The organism is Micromonospora parva, assembly GCF_000718515.1.
In the GTDB taxonomy this organism is placed as follows: domain Bacteria; phylum Actinomycetota; class Actinomycetes; order Mycobacteriales; family Micromonosporaceae; genus Micromonospora; species Micromonospora parva.
In genome coordinates this window covers 139,609-154,545 of sequence record NZ_JNZS01000012.1, presented here as the reverse complement: position 1 = coordinate 154,545, position 14,937 = coordinate 139,609, and the positions used below count along the sequence as shown (strand labels likewise).

Annotated in this window: 17 protein-coding genes; 9 read left to right on the top strand and 8 right to left on the bottom strand. The window is 71.4% G+C overall.

The window, feature by feature from the left end:
- Nucleotides 1–2: 2 nt before the first annotated feature.
- The 3 genes from IF22_RS0118985 to IF22_RS0118975 are packed head-to-tail and all read right to left on the bottom strand — an operon-like array spanning nt 3 to nt 2,384.
- A complete protein-coding gene (locus IF22_RS0118985; RefSeq protein ID WP_030333807.1) occupies nt 3–782 on the bottom strand; it encodes a MerR family transcriptional regulator in 780 nt (259 codons plus the stop codon).
- 46 nt (nt 783–828) lie between these two features.
- Nucleotides 829–1,590, bottom strand: a complete 762-nt coding sequence (locus IF22_RS0118980; protein ID WP_030333805.1) for an ABC transporter permease — start codon at nt 1,588–1,590, stop codon at nt 829–831.
- Nucleotides 1,587–2,384: an ABC transporter ATP-binding protein gene (locus IF22_RS0118975; RefSeq protein WP_030333804.1), complete on the bottom strand. Its 798-nt coding sequence runs from the start codon at nt 2,382–2,384 to the stop codon at nt 1,587–1,589. Before IF22_RS0118975 ends, IF22_RS0118980 begins: the two co-directional genes overlap by 4 nt.
- Before the next feature lie 192 nt (nt 2,385–2,576).
- On the opposite strand from IF22_RS0118975, the gene IF22_RS0118970 reads away from it, so the two are divergent.
- The gene (locus IF22_RS0118970; protein ID WP_030333802.1) at nt 2,577–4,031 is read left to right on the top strand and encodes an alkaline phosphatase PhoX; all 1,455 of its coding nucleotides are present in this window, start codon (nt 2,577–2,579) and stop codon (nt 4,029–4,031) included.
- A gap of 45 nt (nt 4,032–4,076) precedes the next feature.
- Here IF22_RS0118970 and IF22_RS0118965 read toward each other — a convergent pair whose 3' ends face one another.
- Both IF22_RS0118965 and IF22_RS0118960 read right to left on the bottom strand, forming a co-directional pair.
- The gene (locus IF22_RS0118965; protein WP_030333800.1) at nt 4,077–4,451 is read right to left on the bottom strand and encodes a cupin domain-containing protein; all 375 of its coding nucleotides are present in this window, start codon (nt 4,449–4,451) and stop codon (nt 4,077–4,079) included.
- A 158-nt stretch (nt 4,452–4,609) separates the two neighbouring features.
- Nucleotides 4,610–5,107 (bottom strand): YcxB family protein, encoded by a 498-nt coding sequence (locus IF22_RS0118960; protein ID WP_030333798.1) that lies wholly within the window; start codon nt 5,105–5,107, stop codon nt 4,610–4,612.
- A gap of 97 nt (nt 5,108–5,204) precedes the next feature.
- Here IF22_RS0118960 and IF22_RS0118955 point away from each other — a divergent pair, with 97 nt between their 5' ends.
- The 4 genes from IF22_RS0118955 (at nt 5,205) to IF22_RS0118940 (ending at nt 8,780) form a co-directional block, all read left to right on the top strand.
- Nucleotides 5,205–6,164, top strand: coding sequence for a PaaX family transcriptional regulator (locus IF22_RS0118955; RefSeq protein ID WP_030333796.1), 960 nt, complete (start codon nt 5,205–5,207; stop codon nt 6,162–6,164).
- Nucleotides 6,165–6,442: 278 nt separating this feature from the next.
- On the top strand, nt 6,443–7,678 hold the full coding sequence (locus IF22_RS0118950) for a cellulose binding domain-containing protein (protein ID WP_030333795.1): 1,236 nt from the start codon (nt 6,443–6,445) through the stop codon (nt 7,676–7,678).
- A gap of 83 nt (nt 7,679–7,761) precedes the next feature.
- Nucleotides 7,762–8,352 (top strand): DinB family protein, encoded by a 591-nt coding sequence (locus tag IF22_RS0118945; protein WP_030333792.1) that lies wholly within the window; start codon nt 7,762–7,764, stop codon nt 8,350–8,352.
- Nucleotides 8,349–8,780, top strand: a complete 432-nt coding sequence (locus IF22_RS0118940) for a hypothetical protein (RefSeq protein WP_030333791.1) — start codon at nt 8,349–8,351, stop codon at nt 8,778–8,780. The genes IF22_RS0118945 and IF22_RS0118940 overlap by 4 nt, the downstream gene beginning before the upstream one ends.
- On the opposite strand, the gene IF22_RS0118935 is transcribed toward IF22_RS0118940, so the two are convergent.
- Nucleotides 8,767–9,834, bottom strand: coding sequence for a serine hydrolase domain-containing protein (locus tag IF22_RS0118935; RefSeq protein WP_081883908.1), 1,068 nt, complete (start codon nt 9,832–9,834; stop codon nt 8,767–8,769). The genes IF22_RS0118940 and IF22_RS0118935 overlap by 14 nt on opposite strands.
- Nucleotides 9,835–9,921: 87 nt before the next feature.
- Here IF22_RS0118935 and IF22_RS0118930 point away from each other — a divergent pair, with 87 nt between their 5' ends.
- Nucleotides 9,922–10,791 carry a fructosamine kinase family protein gene (locus IF22_RS0118930; protein WP_030333787.1) on the top strand — a complete coding sequence of 290 codons (870 nt, stop codon included), beginning with the start codon at nt 9,922–9,924 and terminating at the stop codon, nt 10,789–10,791.
- Between the two features lie 127 nt (nt 10,792–10,918).
- Nucleotides 10,919–12,154, top strand: coding sequence for an MFS transporter (locus IF22_RS0118925; RefSeq protein ID WP_081883907.1), 1,236 nt, complete (start codon nt 10,919–10,921; stop codon nt 12,152–12,154).
- Here IF22_RS0118925 and IF22_RS0118920 read toward each other — a convergent pair.
- Together IF22_RS0118920 and IF22_RS33185 are read right to left on the bottom strand one after the other, a co-directional pair.
- Nucleotides 12,135–12,590: a hypothetical protein gene (locus IF22_RS0118920; protein ID WP_030333783.1), complete on the bottom strand. Its 456-nt coding sequence runs from the start codon at nt 12,588–12,590 to the stop codon at nt 12,135–12,137. The genes IF22_RS0118925 and IF22_RS0118920 overlap by 20 nt on opposite strands.
- Entirely contained in the window at nt 12,587–12,988 is a 402-nt protein-coding gene (locus IF22_RS33185; protein ID WP_036411808.1) for a DUF6069 family protein, read from the bottom strand. The genes IF22_RS0118920 and IF22_RS33185 overlap by 4 nt, the downstream gene beginning before the upstream one ends.
- A gap of 122 nt (nt 12,989–13,110) precedes the next feature.
- On the opposite strand from IF22_RS33185, the gene IF22_RS0118910 reads away from it, so the two are divergent.
- Together IF22_RS0118910 and IF22_RS0118905 are read left to right on the top strand one after the other, a co-directional pair.
- Entirely contained in the window at nt 13,111–14,280 is a 1,170-nt protein-coding gene (locus IF22_RS0118910; RefSeq protein ID WP_245233672.1) for a sensor histidine kinase, read from the top strand.
- Complete coding sequence (locus IF22_RS0118905; protein ID WP_030333777.1) at nt 14,268–14,930, top strand: response regulator; 663 nt, start codon at nt 14,268–14,270, stop codon at nt 14,928–14,930. The genes IF22_RS0118910 and IF22_RS0118905 overlap by 13 nt, the downstream gene beginning before the upstream one ends.
- Nucleotides 14,931–14,937 lie beyond the last annotated feature (7 nt).

The following is a 14,937-nucleotide window of genomic DNA, read 5'->3' as shown; positions in this document are numbered from 1 at the left end:
GGTCAGTCGGGGGACGCCGGCAGCCGCTCCAACCTGGCCAGCCCGGCCCAACCCCGTTCCCGGACGAGGTCCAGCAGGCGTTGCAACCGCGGGTCGGCCTCGACGGCGAGCGCGTCCAGCAGGTCGAACGGCAGGTCGTCCTGCCCCACCTCGCCGAGGTCGATCTCGCCGGAGGCGTACGCCTGCTCGGCCAGGCCGGCGATGAGGTCGGCGGCTTCCTCCAGGCGCGCGTCGTCGCCCGCGTCGCTGTCGAAGACCCCGGACAGGATCTGGTACAGCCGAACGACCTGCGGGTCATCCAGCTGCGCGATCTTGCCGGGCATCCAGTCGCCGACGCGGTCGGGCCAACGGGCCGCCATCAGGATCCAGCCGTCCCGCTCGCCCGCCACCACCCGCTCCGAGGCCCCGATCTCCCGGAGCCGGTCGAGATAGGCGATCACCTGCGGCGGGAGTGCCAGCCGGTCCCCTGCGGCGAGTTGCGCGATCTGCTGACGGCTGGCCTCCAGTCGGGCGATCTCGTCGCTCAACTGTCTGTCGATGTCAGCGACCGCGGCGGCGAAGGTCGGCGCGTCGGCCTCCAGCATCTGACCGATCTGGGACAGCGGCACCCCGGCGTTGGCGAGGATCCGAATCCGGATGAGGGACACCGCCGCCGCAGCGCCGTACCGCCGGTAGCCCGAGGAGTCCCGCTCGGGCTCCGGCAGCAGGCCGATCTGGTGGTAGTGCCGTACCGCCCGCACGGTGACGCCGGCGTACGCCGCCAGTTGGCTGATCGTCAACATGCACTGATCCTGCCTTGCGAGTCGTCCGGCCCCACCCGAATCCGCATCAGGAGATCTTGCGGCGGTAGGTCAGGTTGGCGAACACGTACGCGACCACGAGGATCCCGACGCACCAGGCCAGGGCGGCCCAGATGCCGGCACCGACCGGCTTCTGCGCGAAGATGTCCCGGATCGCGTTGACGATGGCGGTCACCGGCTGGTGCTCGGCGAAGGCGCGCACCGGGCCGGGCATCGACGCGGTGGGCACGAAGGCCGAGCTGACGAACGGCAGGAAGATCAGCGGGTACGAGAACGCGCTCGCGCCGTCCACCGACTTCGCGGTGAGGCCGGGGATCACGGCGATCCAGGTCAGCGCCAGGGTGAACAGCAGCAGGATGCCGGCGACGGCGAGCCAGTCCAGCACCCCGGCGCCGGTGCGGAAGCCCATCACCAGGGCCACGAGGACGATCACGGCGAGCGAGATCAGGTTGGCGACCAGCGAGGTCAGCACGTGCGCCCACAGCACCGAGGATCGGGCGATCGGCATGGACTGGAACCGTTCGAAGATGCCGCCCTGCATGTCCAGGAACAGCCGGAAGGCGGTGTACGAGATGCCCGACGCGATGGTGATGAGCAGGATGCCGGGGAGCAGATAGTTCACGTACGAGTCGGAGCCGGTCTCGATCGCGCCGCCGAAGACGTAGACGAACAGCAGCAGGAAGGCGATCGGCATGACAGCGGTCGTGATGATGGTGTCCGGGCTGCGGGCGATGTGGCGCAGTGAGCGTCCCAGCAGGACCGTCGTGTCGCCGAGGAAGTGCTTGTTCATCGTTGTTCCTTCTCCGTCTTCGTGCCGACGAGGGTGAGGAAGACGTCCTCCAGGGTCGGCTGCTTCTCCACGTACTCGACCTGGGCGGGTGGCAGGAGCTGCTTGAGTTCGTCGAGGGTGCCGTTCACGACGATCCGGCCCTCGTGCAGGATCGCGATGCGGTCGGCGAGCTGCTCCGCCTCGTCGAGGTACTGGGTGGTGAGCAGCACTGTGGTGCCGCCACTGGCGAGTTCCCTGACCGCCTGCCACACCTCGATGCGCGCCTCCGGGTCCAGCCCGGTCGTCGGCTCGTCGAGGAAGATCACCGGCGGGTTCCCGATCAGGCTCATCGCGATGTCCAGCCGGCGACGCATGCCGCCGGAGTAGGTCCGCACCCTGCGGCTGCCCGCCTCGGTCAGCGAGAAGCGCCGCAGCAGGTCGTCAGCGATCACGCCGGGCTCACTGAGGTGGCGCAACCGGGCGACCAGGACCAGGTTCTCCCGGCCGGTGAGGATTTCGTCGACAGCCGCGAACTGCCCGGTGAGGCTGATCGCCTGCCGTACGTCGGCGGCCTGGGTCGCCACGTCGAAGCCGGCAACCCGGGCGGTCCCCCCGTCGGCCTTCAGGAGCGTGGCCAGGATTCGCACCACGGTGGTCTTGCCGGCCCCGTTCGAGCCGAGCAGGGCGAAGATGCTGCCGCGCGCCACGTCGATGTCGACGCCGCGCAGCACCCTCAGCTGCTTGAACGACTTCTCCAGGCCGTGCACGTGGATCGCTGGCTGCTCGACCTGCGCTGTTGGTGGCGGGATGCTCATGGCGTCAGCATGGAGGGTTGACGCAGCGTCAAGGTCAAGCCCGCAGGCCGCCGACATCACAACCCGCACGCCGTCGCGACCCTGACTCTTCACCCCGATGTCACCGTCCGCTCCCACTGGTGACGTGTCGCCGTCCGCCCGCAGGAGTTGGCTGCGAGCCGTCGCACTTGTCCTGACCAGGAGCTGATCCGCGTGCCTTCCTCTCGTCGTACCTTCCTCGCCAGCGGTGCCGCCGCCGGCGTCGGCCTTGCCGTCGCGGGCGGCCTGCCGTCCCTGGCCCAGGCCAGCCCGGCCCGGCCGCACCCGCCGGTGAAGCCCGGCAACGTGCCCTTCCCGCCGCTGGTGGACGACCCCAAGGGAGTCCTGGCCCTGCCCAAGGGCTTCAGCTACACGGTGATCACCCGGACCGGCGTCACCCGGCTCGACCGCGGCCAGGGCGTGACCCCCTCGGACCACGACGGCATGGCCGTCTACGACGCCGGCCGGGGCCGGTACACCCTGATCCAGAACCACGAGATCGACCCGGGCGCCGAGTTCGGTGTGCCGCACGTCAAGGGGACCGTCTACGACGCGGGCGCTGTCGACGCCGGCGGTTGCACAGTGATCAAGACCGACCTCGCGGGCCGCAACCTGGGTGAGTTCGTGGCGCTCTCCGGCACCATCTCCAACTGCGCCGGCGGGCCGACCCCCTGGGGCACCTGGCTCACCTGCGAGGAGACCGAGGACCGGGCCGGCGACAAGTGGGAAGAGGGCAACCGCTCCGGCGTCTACCAGAAGGACCACGGCTACGTCTTCGAGGTGTGGGCCGACGGCAGCGCCGACCCGAAGCCGATCAAGTGCCTGGGCCGCTACTCCCACGAGGCTCTGGCCGTCGACAGGGACCGCACCCGGATCTACCTCTCCGAGGACGCCGACGGGCCCAACGGCCTCTTCTACCGCTGGACGGCGCCGCACGGCGTCAAGCTGGGCCCGGGCGTGCTCACCCGCCTCGCACCGAACGCCGGTGTCCTCGCCGCCATGCAGATCATCATGGACGACGGTTCGGTGCTGCCGGACGTCGCGTACCTGACCTCCGCCCAGTTGGGCCGCCCCTTCCCGGTCCGCTGGATCGAGGTGCCGGACCGCGACGCACGCACCACGTCGGTACGCGAGCAGTTCGCCGACGGCCAGGTCACCCGGGGACGCAAGTTCGAGGGCGTGTGGGCCACCGACGAGGGCGTGTACGTGGTCAACTCGTACGCCTGGGACGAGGGTGACCTGCCGGCGGACGCGGCGCCGCACGACGGCATGGTGTGGTTCTACAACTTCAAGGACCAGACCATCCAGTTGGTGACGTACTTCCCGCACCAGACCCAGTCCGAGGAGGGCACGGCGGTCAGGTACACCGACCTCACCTTCGACGGCCCGGACAACGTGACGGTCACCCCGTGGGGCAGCCTCGTGCTCGCCGAGGACGGCTCCGGCGCCTCGCACGTGCTCAGCACCATCCCGGGCGGCCCGACGTACCCGATCGCCCGCAACCAGCTCAACGACTCGGAGTTCTGCGGGCCGACCTTCAGCGCCGACGGCAAGGTGCTCTTCGTCAACATGCAGGACCCGGGCCTCACCCTGGCCATCACCGGTCCGTGGGAGAAGTACCTGGGCTGACCGAGCCCGCACGGAGGGGGCCAGGCGACTCGCCTGGCCCCCGACTCACTCCACCTTGGTGAGAAGTGGTTTCCCCTTCTCGACGACGTACGTGGCCAGCTCGACAGCGATACCGTCACCGACATTGCGGGCCTGGTGGTGCACACCGTACGGAACGGTCAGCGCGTCGCCGGGATTGCACACCACGGGCGGCTGCCCCTCGAGCCGGTATTCCAGCGTTCCCTGCAGAACGCAGATGATTTCCTCGCCGGGGTGGAAGTGCTTGAACGGTGGCGAATCCGGCGTGAACTCCACCCGGGTCTGAATGACCTCCCGCCCGGGGATGCTGAGGTCGTGCCGTTGCAGGTCGATCCGCCACAGCCCCGGCGCTGACTCCACCGCCGTGGGGCTGATCCCCGCAGGTCGATCCTTGCTGCTCATGACGGCCTCCTGTCAGCCGTCGGGCCGACGGCCACCACTCAGATGTGGTGCATCTCCGTCGAGGATAGGTAGCCGTCGCCGATCAGGGGCCGCGGATGCCGACACGGCGGCCCGATTCCGCGACGCTGGCGTGCCGCTTTCCGGCACGCCAGCCGGGCTCACCGATGTCCCAGCAGCCCTCGTTCGGTCAGGTGGGCGCGCAACGTCTCGGCGTCCTCGGCGGCCATCAGCCAGCGCGGGATCACGGTCGCCGGCATCCGGCCGACGTACACGACCCAGAAATCTCCGACGTCGCGCACCTGGTCGACCCCGTCCCAGGCGATGCCACCGGACTCGGAGCCGCTGCGCATCATGATGTTGTCATCGGTGATGTCGTACGCGCCCGCGACGGCGTAGCGGCCGGAGCGGCGTCGGGCGCGGGCCAGCACCCACGGCCGGTACAGCATCGACAGCACACCGGCAACGACCAGCGCGGTCCACAGCGGTGCACTCCGCTCGCCCCACCCGAACCCCCGCGAGATGACGAGGCCGATGACCCCGACCGCCGTCAGGACCGCTCCGATATAGCCGAATCTGCGGAGCCGGACGGCGCCGAGCGCGGCGGCCACCCGGCCGGGGTAGGCGGGATCGGCGGGGACGTCGAAGCGGATGTGCACGCCAGAACGATAGTGCCCTCGTCCGCCCCGGGCAGCGCCTTACCCCGCCCTGCTCGTGACGAGGCCCGTGCGCGTCGTGGTGCGGCAGTCTGGTGAGGTGAACCTCCACGAGCCCGCCGACGACGTCCGAACCCCCCGGGCCCAGGCCGGGTCCAGCCCGCAGCACCTTCTGACGACCCTGCTCGGCGAGTACCTCGACTCCGCGGAGGCCGACCTGCCCTCGACGGCGGTCATCGCGATGCTGGGCGAGTTCGGGGTCAGCGAGTCCAGTGCCCGTGCCGCGCTGTCCCGGCTGGTCAAGCGTGGTCTCATCGCCGTGCGGGGGAACCGCCGGCCGCCGGTCTACCACCTCACGCCGCAGGCGATCGCCAAGCACCGCTCCCGGATGCAGCACTTCCTGAACTTCGGCTCCCACCCGGCGTCCTGGACCGGCGAGTGGCTGTTGGCGTCCTTCTCCCTTCCGAGTTCCGGCCAGGCGTCCCGTCACGCGCTGCGCAGGTCGTTGAGCGCACTGGGCTTCGTGGGCCTGTACGACCGCGTGTGGATCCGGCCGGGGTCCGACGCCGCGCCGGTGCGGGAGGCGCTGCGTGCGTTGCTGCGGCACGTGGAGGGCGCCCGGTGGTCGGTCCTGCACGCCCGGTTCGACGAGGAGACCGGGCCACACGGTCCGGCCGCCGCGTACGACCTGACCGCTCTCGCCTCGGCGTACGCGAGCTTCGTCGCGCGGTACGCGCAACTGCGAACGGCCGCGCGCAACGGGGAGGTGGACGGGGCCCGGGCGCTGGTGGCGCGCACCTCAGCCATGGACTCCTGGCGGAAGTTCGCCGACGTCGACCCGGACCTGCCCGCGCATCTGCTACCGCAGCCCTGGCCCCGTCCCGAGGCCCGGGAGACCTTCCTGGACATCCACACCATGCTCGGCTCGCTCGCCCAGGCGCGTCTGGTCGAGGTGATGACGCCGCACTGGCCGCAGGCCTCGTCGTGGATCACCCATTTCCGGGCGTCGAGGAACCCCTCCCGCCCGGCGCCGATCGGCGGCAGACCACCTGTCGGCTGACCGGTCGCGGCCGGTCAGAATAGCCCAGACATTGACACTTTTCGTTACGAGAGTGATAGTAACTGCACACAGCTCCCATCGGATCGCCTGTGGGGACCGCGGCCGGGCGGTCGCCGGCGCCGGACGAGCGGGCAGTGGTGGCCGAGGGCACGGCCACCGCCCAGGCCGCGACGCGCCCCTGTCGACCAGACCCGTGGCCAGCGCCGACCACCTTCGTCGGGGTGCGGATGACACCACCACCCCAGGGAGCGCCACCGTGACTGTTCCTGGAGGGTTCAATGAGAAGGCGATCGAAGATCTACGCGGGCCTGGCGGCCGCCATCGTCCCGGTCACCTCCGTGATCATGGCGCTGAGCGGGACACCGGCGTCCGCCGCCGTCGGCGGCTCCGGCCCCTACCCGGCCGACTACGAAACCTCGACCACCCTTGCCAATCACACCATCTTCCGACCCCAGACACTCCCGTCCGAACGCCTGCCCATCGTCGTGTGGGGCAACGGCGGCTGCTCGGCCAACGGCCTCTCCCAGGGCAACTTCCTCCGCGAGATCGCCTCCCACGGCTTCCTGGCCATCGCCAACGGTGCTCCGAACGGGTCCGGCTCCACCACCTCCCAGATGCTCACCCAGTCCATCGACTGGGCCGTCGCGGAGAACTCCCGGCAGGGCAGCAAGTACTACAACAAGATCGACACGAGCAAGGTCGCCGTCGCCGGCTTCTCCTGCGGAGGCTTGGAGGCGTACGCCGTCTCGAACGACCCGCGCGTCACCACGACCGGCATCTTCAGCAGCGGACTGCTGAACGACGCCGACGACTACCAGCTCCGGAGGCTGACCAAGCCGATCGCCTACTTCGTCGGCGGGCCCAGCGACATCGCGTACCCGAACGCCATGGATGACTGGGGCAAACTCCCCGCCGGCCTGCCCGCTTTCATGGGCAACCTGAACGTCGGGCACGGCGGCACCTACGACCAGACCAACGGCGGCGAGTTCGGTCGGGTCGCGACCCTCTACTTCAAGTGGCGCCTGAAGGGTGACACCACCGCCGGTCGCAACTTCGTCGGCGCCGACTGCGGTCTGTGCCGCAGCCAGTGGAGCGTCCAGCAGAAGAACCTGACGCTCGACGACGGCACACCGCCCACCACGCCGCCGCCGACCACCCCACCTCCCACCACGCCGCCGCCGACCACCCCACCTCCCACCACGCCGCCGCCCACCGGCACCCCCGGCTGCACCGCTGTCTACTCCGTGCAGGACCAGTGGAACGGCGGATTCGTCGCCAACGTCAGCGTCACCGCGGGAACCACCGCGCTGACCGGCTGGCGGGTCACCCTCACCCTGCCCGGCGGCGCGTCGGTCAGCTCGCTGTGGAACGGGGTCAGCAGCGGCACCAGCGGAACCATCACCGTCGCGAACCAGAGCTACAACGGGCGACTGGCCGCGGGACAGGCCACCAGTTTCGGATTCCAGGGCACCGGCACCGGCAGCGGAGCCACCGCGAGTTGCACCGGAAGCTGACCACGTCGCTCGGCGGGCCGGTGCCCCGGCACCGGCCCGCCGAGGGTGCCAAAACGTCAGACGGGTAGGGAAGACTGGCCGGCATGGCTGATCTGAGCGACATGAAGGCTGCGCTGCACCTCTACCTTCGAGGGACCCGCGAAGACCTCATCTGGAAGCTCGACGGGCTCAGCGAACGCGAGGTCAGGCTGCCCCGCACGGCGACCGGAAACAACCTGCTGGGCATTCTCAAGCATTGCCTCAATGTCGAAGCCGGCTACTTCGGGCCCACCTTCGGCCGCGAGTTCCCGACCCCTGACGAGCTGGTCCCGATGGCGGCGTTCGACGAGGACCCGCAGGCCGACTGGTACGCCCGGGAGGACGAGACGAAGGACGGGCTGATCGACCTGTATCGCCGGGTCGCCGCGTTCGCCGACCAGACGATCGACCAGCTACCGCTCGACGCGCCGGGGCACGTGTCGTGGTGGCGGCCCGGTTCGCAGGACGTGACGCTGCACCGGATCATCATCCACGTGACCTGCGATCTCGCCCGTCACGCCGGGCACGCCGACATCATCCGCGAACAGCACGACGCGGCGATCGGCCTTCGGCGGGACAGCACCATCCTCCCCGACGACTTCGACTGGCCGGCCTACGTCAGCAAGCTGACGAAGCTGGCCGACCGCTTCGCATGAGCGGGAAACCCGTCGAGGGGCCAGACGACCTCGCCCGGATCGAAGCGGCATTCGTGGGCACCCCACTGGCCGGCCTGCCGATCGGGCACGGCCCGTCGGGCACCATCCTCGTCGCCGACGTCGACCCCGATAGTCTGTACGAGGCCTGGCGGGCCGCAGACGCGCTGGTGCCGGTCACCGGACGTCGGCCCGTCCTGGTCACCGACGACTTCGACGACGGGCTCACGATCCGGCCGGAGCCCGAGCAGGGTCCGTCGGAATCCGAGCTGCGCGCGTTCGCCGGGGCCGCCGCAACCTCCGCACCCTGGCTGAGCTACCGCCACTACAGCGAGGACCAGCAGGTCGAGCAGAACGAGATCGACTACCATGCGCGCCCCGAACCTCGACCTGCGCCGGTGGGAGGTCGCCGTCGCCCTATCGGCCGGTGACGTGTGGTTCGTCCACAACCGGCCCTGACCGGCCGACGGCGCGGGATACCGCACGGATCAGTTCGAGCGGTTCCTCGGTCCAGTGGGAGACGAGGACCAGCTCCCGGGCCGGATCCACCCACAGCAGGTGTCGTCCGCCGTTGCCCCGGGCGCTGCGGCCGGTGGCCGGGGCTCCCGGCCACGGCACCTGATCGTCGTTGAGCCACCACAGATAGCCGTACTCCCGCTTCACCGGGCACGGAGACCACGACTGATCAACCCACTCGGCGCTGAGCAGCCTGGTCCCGGCATGGGTCCCCCGGTCCAGGAAGAGCTGACCGATCAGGGCCAGGTCCCGGGCGGGGATGATCAGCCCTCCGCCCCAGTGTGCGCCGCCGGAGACCACAGCGGTCGGGCGACCGTCGATGTCGACGACGCTCGTCCGGTACCCGTGCCACGACCACCGGTCGGAGGCGCCCAGCGGGTCCATGACCCGCTGCCGCAGCACCTCCGGCAGCGACCGGCGGAGCAGCAGCGTCAACGCGTACGCCAGCAGGTTCATCCGCACGTCGTTGTACGCCCACCCCTGCCCTGGAGGCGTACCGTGCACCTCCGTCCGCTCGCGGAAGCTCTGCGCGTCGACGCTCGTCGGCTTGCCCCACAGCTCGCCCTTCCACTGGCTCGACTGCTGCAGCAGATGACGCCAGGTGATCTGCTCGTTGTGCGGCCCGTGGAACTCAGCGACGTCGACGACCTGGTGCACCGGTTGGTCCGGCACCAACAGCCCGTCGTCGAAGGCCAGGCCGGCCACCACGGACACCACGGACTTGGTGACGCTGAAAGCCATCTCCGGGACGTCCGGGTCGCCCCAGGCCGCGACCTCACGACCGCCGACCAGGACCACGCCGCTGGCCCCACTGGCGGCGAGCAGCGGGCCGACGACCTCGCGGTGGCTGGTGTCCGCGACCTGCGCCGCCAGGTAGGTCTCGATGTCGGCGGCGTCTCTCGTCCACCGCGCACCGAACTCCTGGACGACCCGCTCCAGCCGCTGCTGGTCCACCGACACGTGACCCATGCCCAGCAGTGTCCAACACCGGGAGGACGAGCCGCGACCGGCCACCTAGGATCGGCTGACCGTCGCCGGACACGAGGAGCATCCCGGATGACCCTGCTGGAGCGGCTGCACCGGGCCGGCATGCGTGAGGTGGTGACGGTGCGGCCGGTGACGGGCGGGCTCGCGGCGCTGGCCGGCATCGCCACCCGCCGGGACGCTCCGCCGGTGTTCGTCAAGGGTTTCGCCGATCCGCCGGCCGACGACGTCTTCGCCGCCGAGGCCGACGGGCTGGCCGCGCTGCGCGAGCTCGGCGGGGTGGCGACCCCCGAGGTGATCCTGGCGGATCGGGACCTGCTGGTGTTGTCGGTGCTGCGGGCCAGGCCGCAGAGCGAGGTCTTCTGGGAGCGGTTCGCGCACCTGCTCGCCCGCCTGCACCTGAGCACCACCCATCCTCGCTTCGGCTGGCACCACGACAACTGGCTGGGTCGCCGCCGCCAGATCAACACCTGGAACGACGACGGCTTCGCCTTCTTCGCCGAGCACCGGCTGCTTCGCTGGCTCGATCAGCCCCGCGTCGAGGCGGCGCTGGACGCGGCGGACCGAGCCGCGCTGGAACGGCTCTGCGACCGGCTGCCGGACCTGCTGCCGGACCGGCCGGCGTGTCTGACGCACGGCGACCTGTGGGCACAGAACATCATGGCGACCGTGGACGGAGAGCCAGCGCTGATCGACCCGGCCGTGTCGTACATGTGGGCCGAGGTGGACCTCGCGCACGTGTGGTCCACCTCTCCCCCACCCGAGGCACGACGGATGTTCGCGCTCTACGCGGAGCTGACCTCGCTCGACGACGGCTGGGAGGCCCGCATGCCGCTCATCCAACTGCGGCAGCACCTCGCCGTGCTGGCCCAGTTCGACGACGACTGGGGCGCGGCTGAGCAGATTCGGGCCGTCCTTGCCCCGTTCCGGACCCGACAGTGAGCGCAGGCCCGGCCGTCGACAACGGCAACCGGCCCGCCCGTGACGGGATCGACGTCCGTCGAGAGACCCGCGAGCGGAGCTGAGGTCGGGGACTCCACTACGGTGACCCCTGGAACGGGGGTGGACCATGGCACCGGAGGTGTCGCCGCGAAGGGCCAGGGCGGTGCTCGTCACGCTCTCCCTCGCCGCGTTCGCGTTCATCACGACCGAACTGCTGCCGGTCGGTCTGCTCACCCACATCGCACCCGATCTCGGCCGGTCCCGCTCACAGGTGGGACTGCTGGTCAGCGGGTACGCCGTGGTGGTGGTGCTGGCGTCCGTGCCGCTGACCCGGCTGACCCAGCGGATCCCCCGGCGGCAGCTGCTCGGCGTCACGATGCTGCTGTTCGCCGTCGCCAACGCCGCCGCCGCGCTCGCCTCGACGTACACCGTGCTGGCGGGTGCCCGTCTGGTCACCGCCCTCGCCCAGGCGCTGTTCTGGTCCGTTGCCACGGCGACGGTGATCGGACCGTTTCCGGTCGCGGTACGCGGCCGGGCGGTGGCCCTGTTCGCGACCGGGGCGACGCTCGCCCCGGTGCTCGGCGTACCCCTCGGCACCTGGCTCGGGCAGCAGGCCGGCTGGCGCGCCGCGTTCGCGGTGCTGGCCGGGGTCGGTCTGGCGATCGCCGCCGCGGTGGTGGTCCTCCTCCCGTCCTATCCCCCGGCCGCTGGTGGCGCCGCCCGGGGCTCCGCGCCGGACGGGCGTCGCTTCGTGGTGTTGTTGATCGCCACTGCCCTCGGCATCGGCGGCTTCATGACCCTGCAGACCTACGTGACACCGTTCCTGCTCGACGTCAGCGGCTTCGCCGACGCGGTGCTGGCACCGCTGCTGTTCGTCTCCGGCGCGGCCGGGGTCGTCGGCACCCTGGTCGCGGCGCGGACTCTGGACAGCCGACCGATCGCCTCGCTGCTGACGCCGCTGAGCATCGGCATGGTGTCGCTGCTGGGGCTGTACGCGCTCGGCGCGCTCAAGCCGGGTGTGGTCGCGTTCCTCGCCGGGATCGGCCTCGCGTACGCGGCGTTCGGCTCCGCCGTGCAGAACCGGATGTTGCACCTGGCCCCGGGCAGCACCGACATCGCGTCGGCCGGGGTCAGCATCGCCTTCAACACCGGCATCGCCGGCGGGTCACTGCTCGGCGGTGCCCTGCTGCCCACCTCGGGGGCCCGCCCGCTGGCGCTCGTCGGCGGGCTGCTGGCGCTGGCCGCGCTCACCCTGCTCGCCGTGGACACGCGTCGCGGTCGCGCCGTCGGACCAGCGCTGGCCGACCCCACCGCGTCGCGTCGCACGCTCCGCCGTCGAACGGTCAGCCACCGGCCCCGCTGACCACCGCCATCATGATCAGGGTGCGCCGCCGCCGCTGGCTCATCAGCGCGAAACAGGCGGTGAGCACCACCAACTCCAGCTCGGCCCACTCGCCGGTGACGTCGACGCGGATCGGCCCACCCCGTCGGCCGGGAAGCCGCACCGCCAGGCGGTGCCCGTCGCGGACCAGCTCACCACCGCAGTGACCGGGCAGCCAGCGCGCCACCCCGCCCGGCCCCGGCACGTGCGACCGGCCCGGGTCGAGCCGCACCGGCACGCCGTACTCGCCCCGGGCGGTGAATCCGGTCCGTCGGCGGCCGGTCGGTTCGACCGTCCAGCGGCCGGTGCCGGTGCGGATCTCACCGCACCGCCAGGTCCAGCCGGTACGCAGCGAGGCGCGTGACCCGGAGTCGAGGACGAACGCCCCGTCCTGCTTGCGGACGGTCAGCGCGGTCACCGGTCCGCCCCTGCCGGTCGGGGCCGGGGCAGGCCGAGGATGAGGACGAGGCCGACGCTCAGGTGCAGCAGCGCGAGGGTCGCCTTCGCTGCCCCGCCGACGCCACTGGGTGGCCCGACCACGAGCGACAGCAGCAGGACCGTCACCGCTGTCGAGGTCCACCAGACACGGGAGCGGTCGGTGCGACCTTCCAGCACCGCGAGCAGCGCCCAGCCCGCCAGCGCCGCGACCGCCGCGGCGACGATGACAGCGCCCACAGTGACCTGTCGGGTCGAGCTGCCGGACCTGACCGACAGGTCGACGCCGGCAGCCGAGTGCAGCAACGCGAACTCGGCCACCGCCACCACGATCGCGCCGGCCGCCACGATGGCCCGTACCAGGGGAAGGTTCTTCGTCATGGCCTGAGTCTGCGGACCGGGCCGGGCGGGACGCGTCGGTCCGGACGCCGCGACGGGTACGTCCGCCGGCGGCTCGGCGTACTACCAAAGGAGGTGGTCCGGCCCGCCACCAGCGCAGTAGCGTGCGCGATGTGGATGCGGCGGCGTGCGAGGTCGAACCGCCCGGGGCGTGGCGATTCGCTCGGGTGGGCGTGACGACAGCGGCGGTCGGCGTCCTCGTCGCGACCATGCTGTGGTCCGCCACCCGGTCCAGCTCCGCCGGAATGATCGGCGTCGACGTCGCGCTGGCGGTGACCGCCCTGATCCTCGTTCCGGTGGTCATCCGCCGCCCGCGCACCGGTGGTGTGCTGGCCGGTGTGCTCGTCGCGCTGTCCCCGGTGGCCACGCCGGTGGCCAGCTTCGCGGTGCTGTTCCTCGCCCGCAACCGGCCGTTTCGCCAGGCGGCGGCGGTGGCGGCGGTCAGCGTGGCGGGTGAGGCGGTGCAGGCGTTCTGGCGGCCGGTGCCGAGCCTGCCGTACGGGTGGCGGCTGGTGCTGATGACGATCGCGTACGCGGCCCTGTTCGGCTGGGGCACCTGGGCGCAGGCCCGCAACGCCCTGTTGGCGGAGCTGCGGGACCGGGCCCGGCGGGCCGAGCGGGAGCAGGAACGGCGGGTCGACGAGGCGCGGGCGGCGGAACGCGGCCGGATCGCACGGGAGATGCACGACGTGCTGGCCCACCGGCTGTCACTGCTGGCGGCGGCGGCCGGCGCGATGGAGTACCGGCCGGACGCGCCGCCCGAGCGGCTCAGCGCCGCCGCCGGGGTGATCCGGGCCAGCGCCCATCACGCCCTCGACGAGCTGCGCGAGGTCATCACCCTGCTGCGCAGCGACGACGCCGAGTCGCCGACTGACGCGCCACCCGGGCAGACCCTCGCCGACCTGCCGAGCCTGCTCCACGAGGCGCGGGCCGCCGGGCAACGGATCGAGGTCGACGACCCGCTCGGTCCGCCGGTCGAGATTCCCGCCGCGGTGGGCCGCACCGCGTACCGGATCGCGCAGGAGGCGCTGACCAACGCCCGCAAGCACGCCGCCGGGCAGCCGGTCCGGCTGGTGCTCGGCGGCGCGCCCGGCACGGGCCTGCGCATCGCGGTGAGCAACCCGACCACGCCTGACGGCGGCGCCACCGGCAGCGCCGGCACGGGTCTGATCGGCCTCGCCGAGCGGGCCGCGCTCACCGGTGGTCGGGTCACCCACCACGTCGACGCCACGGGCCGGTTCCACCTCACCGCGTGGCTGCCGTGGCCGACGTGACGGGACCGATCCGGGTCGTGATCGTCGACGACGATCCCCTCGTGCGGGGGATGCTCACGCTGATGCTCGACGGGGCGGACGGGATCGTCGTCGTGGGCGAGGCCGCCGACGGTGCCACGGCGATCACCGCTGTGGACCGGCACCTGCCCGACGTGGTGCTGATGGACATCAGGATGCCCGGCGTCAACGGCATCACCGCCACCGAGCGCCTGCGCCGCCGCCACCGGCCGCCCGAGATCATCGTGCTCACCACCTTCGACACCGACGAGCACGTGGTGCGGGCCCTGCGAGCGGGCGCGAGCGGCTTCCTGCTCAAGGACACTCCACCCGAGCAGATCAGCCAGGCGGTCCGCGCGGTGGCGGCCGGCAACCCGATGCTGTCGCCGGGGGTGACGCGCCGGCTCATGCAGCGGGTCGCGTCGGGGGCCGAGACCTACGAGCAGGCGCGAGGGCGGTTGGCGGTGCTCACGCCCCGGGAACGCGACGTCGTGCTGGCCATCGCCCACGGGCGTTCCAACGCCGAGATCGCCGGCGAGCTGCTGATGAGCGTGACGACGGTGAAGGCCCACGTCTCGCACATCCTGACCAAGCTGGATTTCGACAACCGTACCCAGATCGCCCTGCTCGCCCACGACGGCCGGCTCCTCTGAGGTGAAC

Coding starts and splice junctions, on each gene's coding strand:
- IF22_RS0118985 (WP_030333807.1), bottom strand. CDS start 782: ATGTTGACGATCAGCCAACTGGCGGCGTACGCCGGCGTCACCGTGCGG.
- IF22_RS0118980 (WP_030333805.1), bottom strand. CDS start 1,590: ATGAACAAGCACTTCCTCGGCGACACGACGGTCCTGCTGGGACGCTCA.
- IF22_RS0118975 (WP_030333804.1), bottom strand. CDS start 2,384: ATGAGCATCCCGCCACCAACAGCGCAGGTCGAGCAGCCAGCGATCCAC.
- IF22_RS0118965 (WP_030333800.1), bottom strand. CDS start 4,451: ATGAGCAGCAAGGATCGACCTGCGGGGATCAGCCCCACGGCGGTGGAG.
- IF22_RS0118950 (WP_030333795.1), top strand. CDS start 6,443: ATGAGAAGGCGATCGAAGATCTACGCGGGCCTGGCGGCCGCCATCGTC.
- IF22_RS0118945 (WP_030333792.1), top strand. CDS start 7,762: ATGGCTGATCTGAGCGACATGAAGGCTGCGCTGCACCTCTACCTTCGA.
- IF22_RS0118940 (WP_030333791.1), top strand. CDS start 8,349: ATGAGCGGGAAACCCGTCGAGGGGCCAGACGACCTCGCCCGGATCGAA.
- IF22_RS0118935 (WP_081883908.1), bottom strand. CDS start 9,834: ATGGGTCACGTGTCGGTGGACCAGCAGCGGCTGGAGCGGGTCGTCCAG.
- IF22_RS0118930 (WP_030333787.1), top strand. CDS start 9,922: ATGACCCTGCTGGAGCGGCTGCACCGGGCCGGCATGCGTGAGGTGGTG.
- IF22_RS0118925 (WP_081883907.1), top strand. CDS start 10,919: ATGGCACCGGAGGTGTCGCCGCGAAGGGCCAGGGCGGTGCTCGTCACG.
- IF22_RS33185 (WP_036411808.1), bottom strand. CDS start 12,988: ATGACGAAGAACCTTCCCCTGGTACGGGCCATCGTGGCGGCCGGCGCG.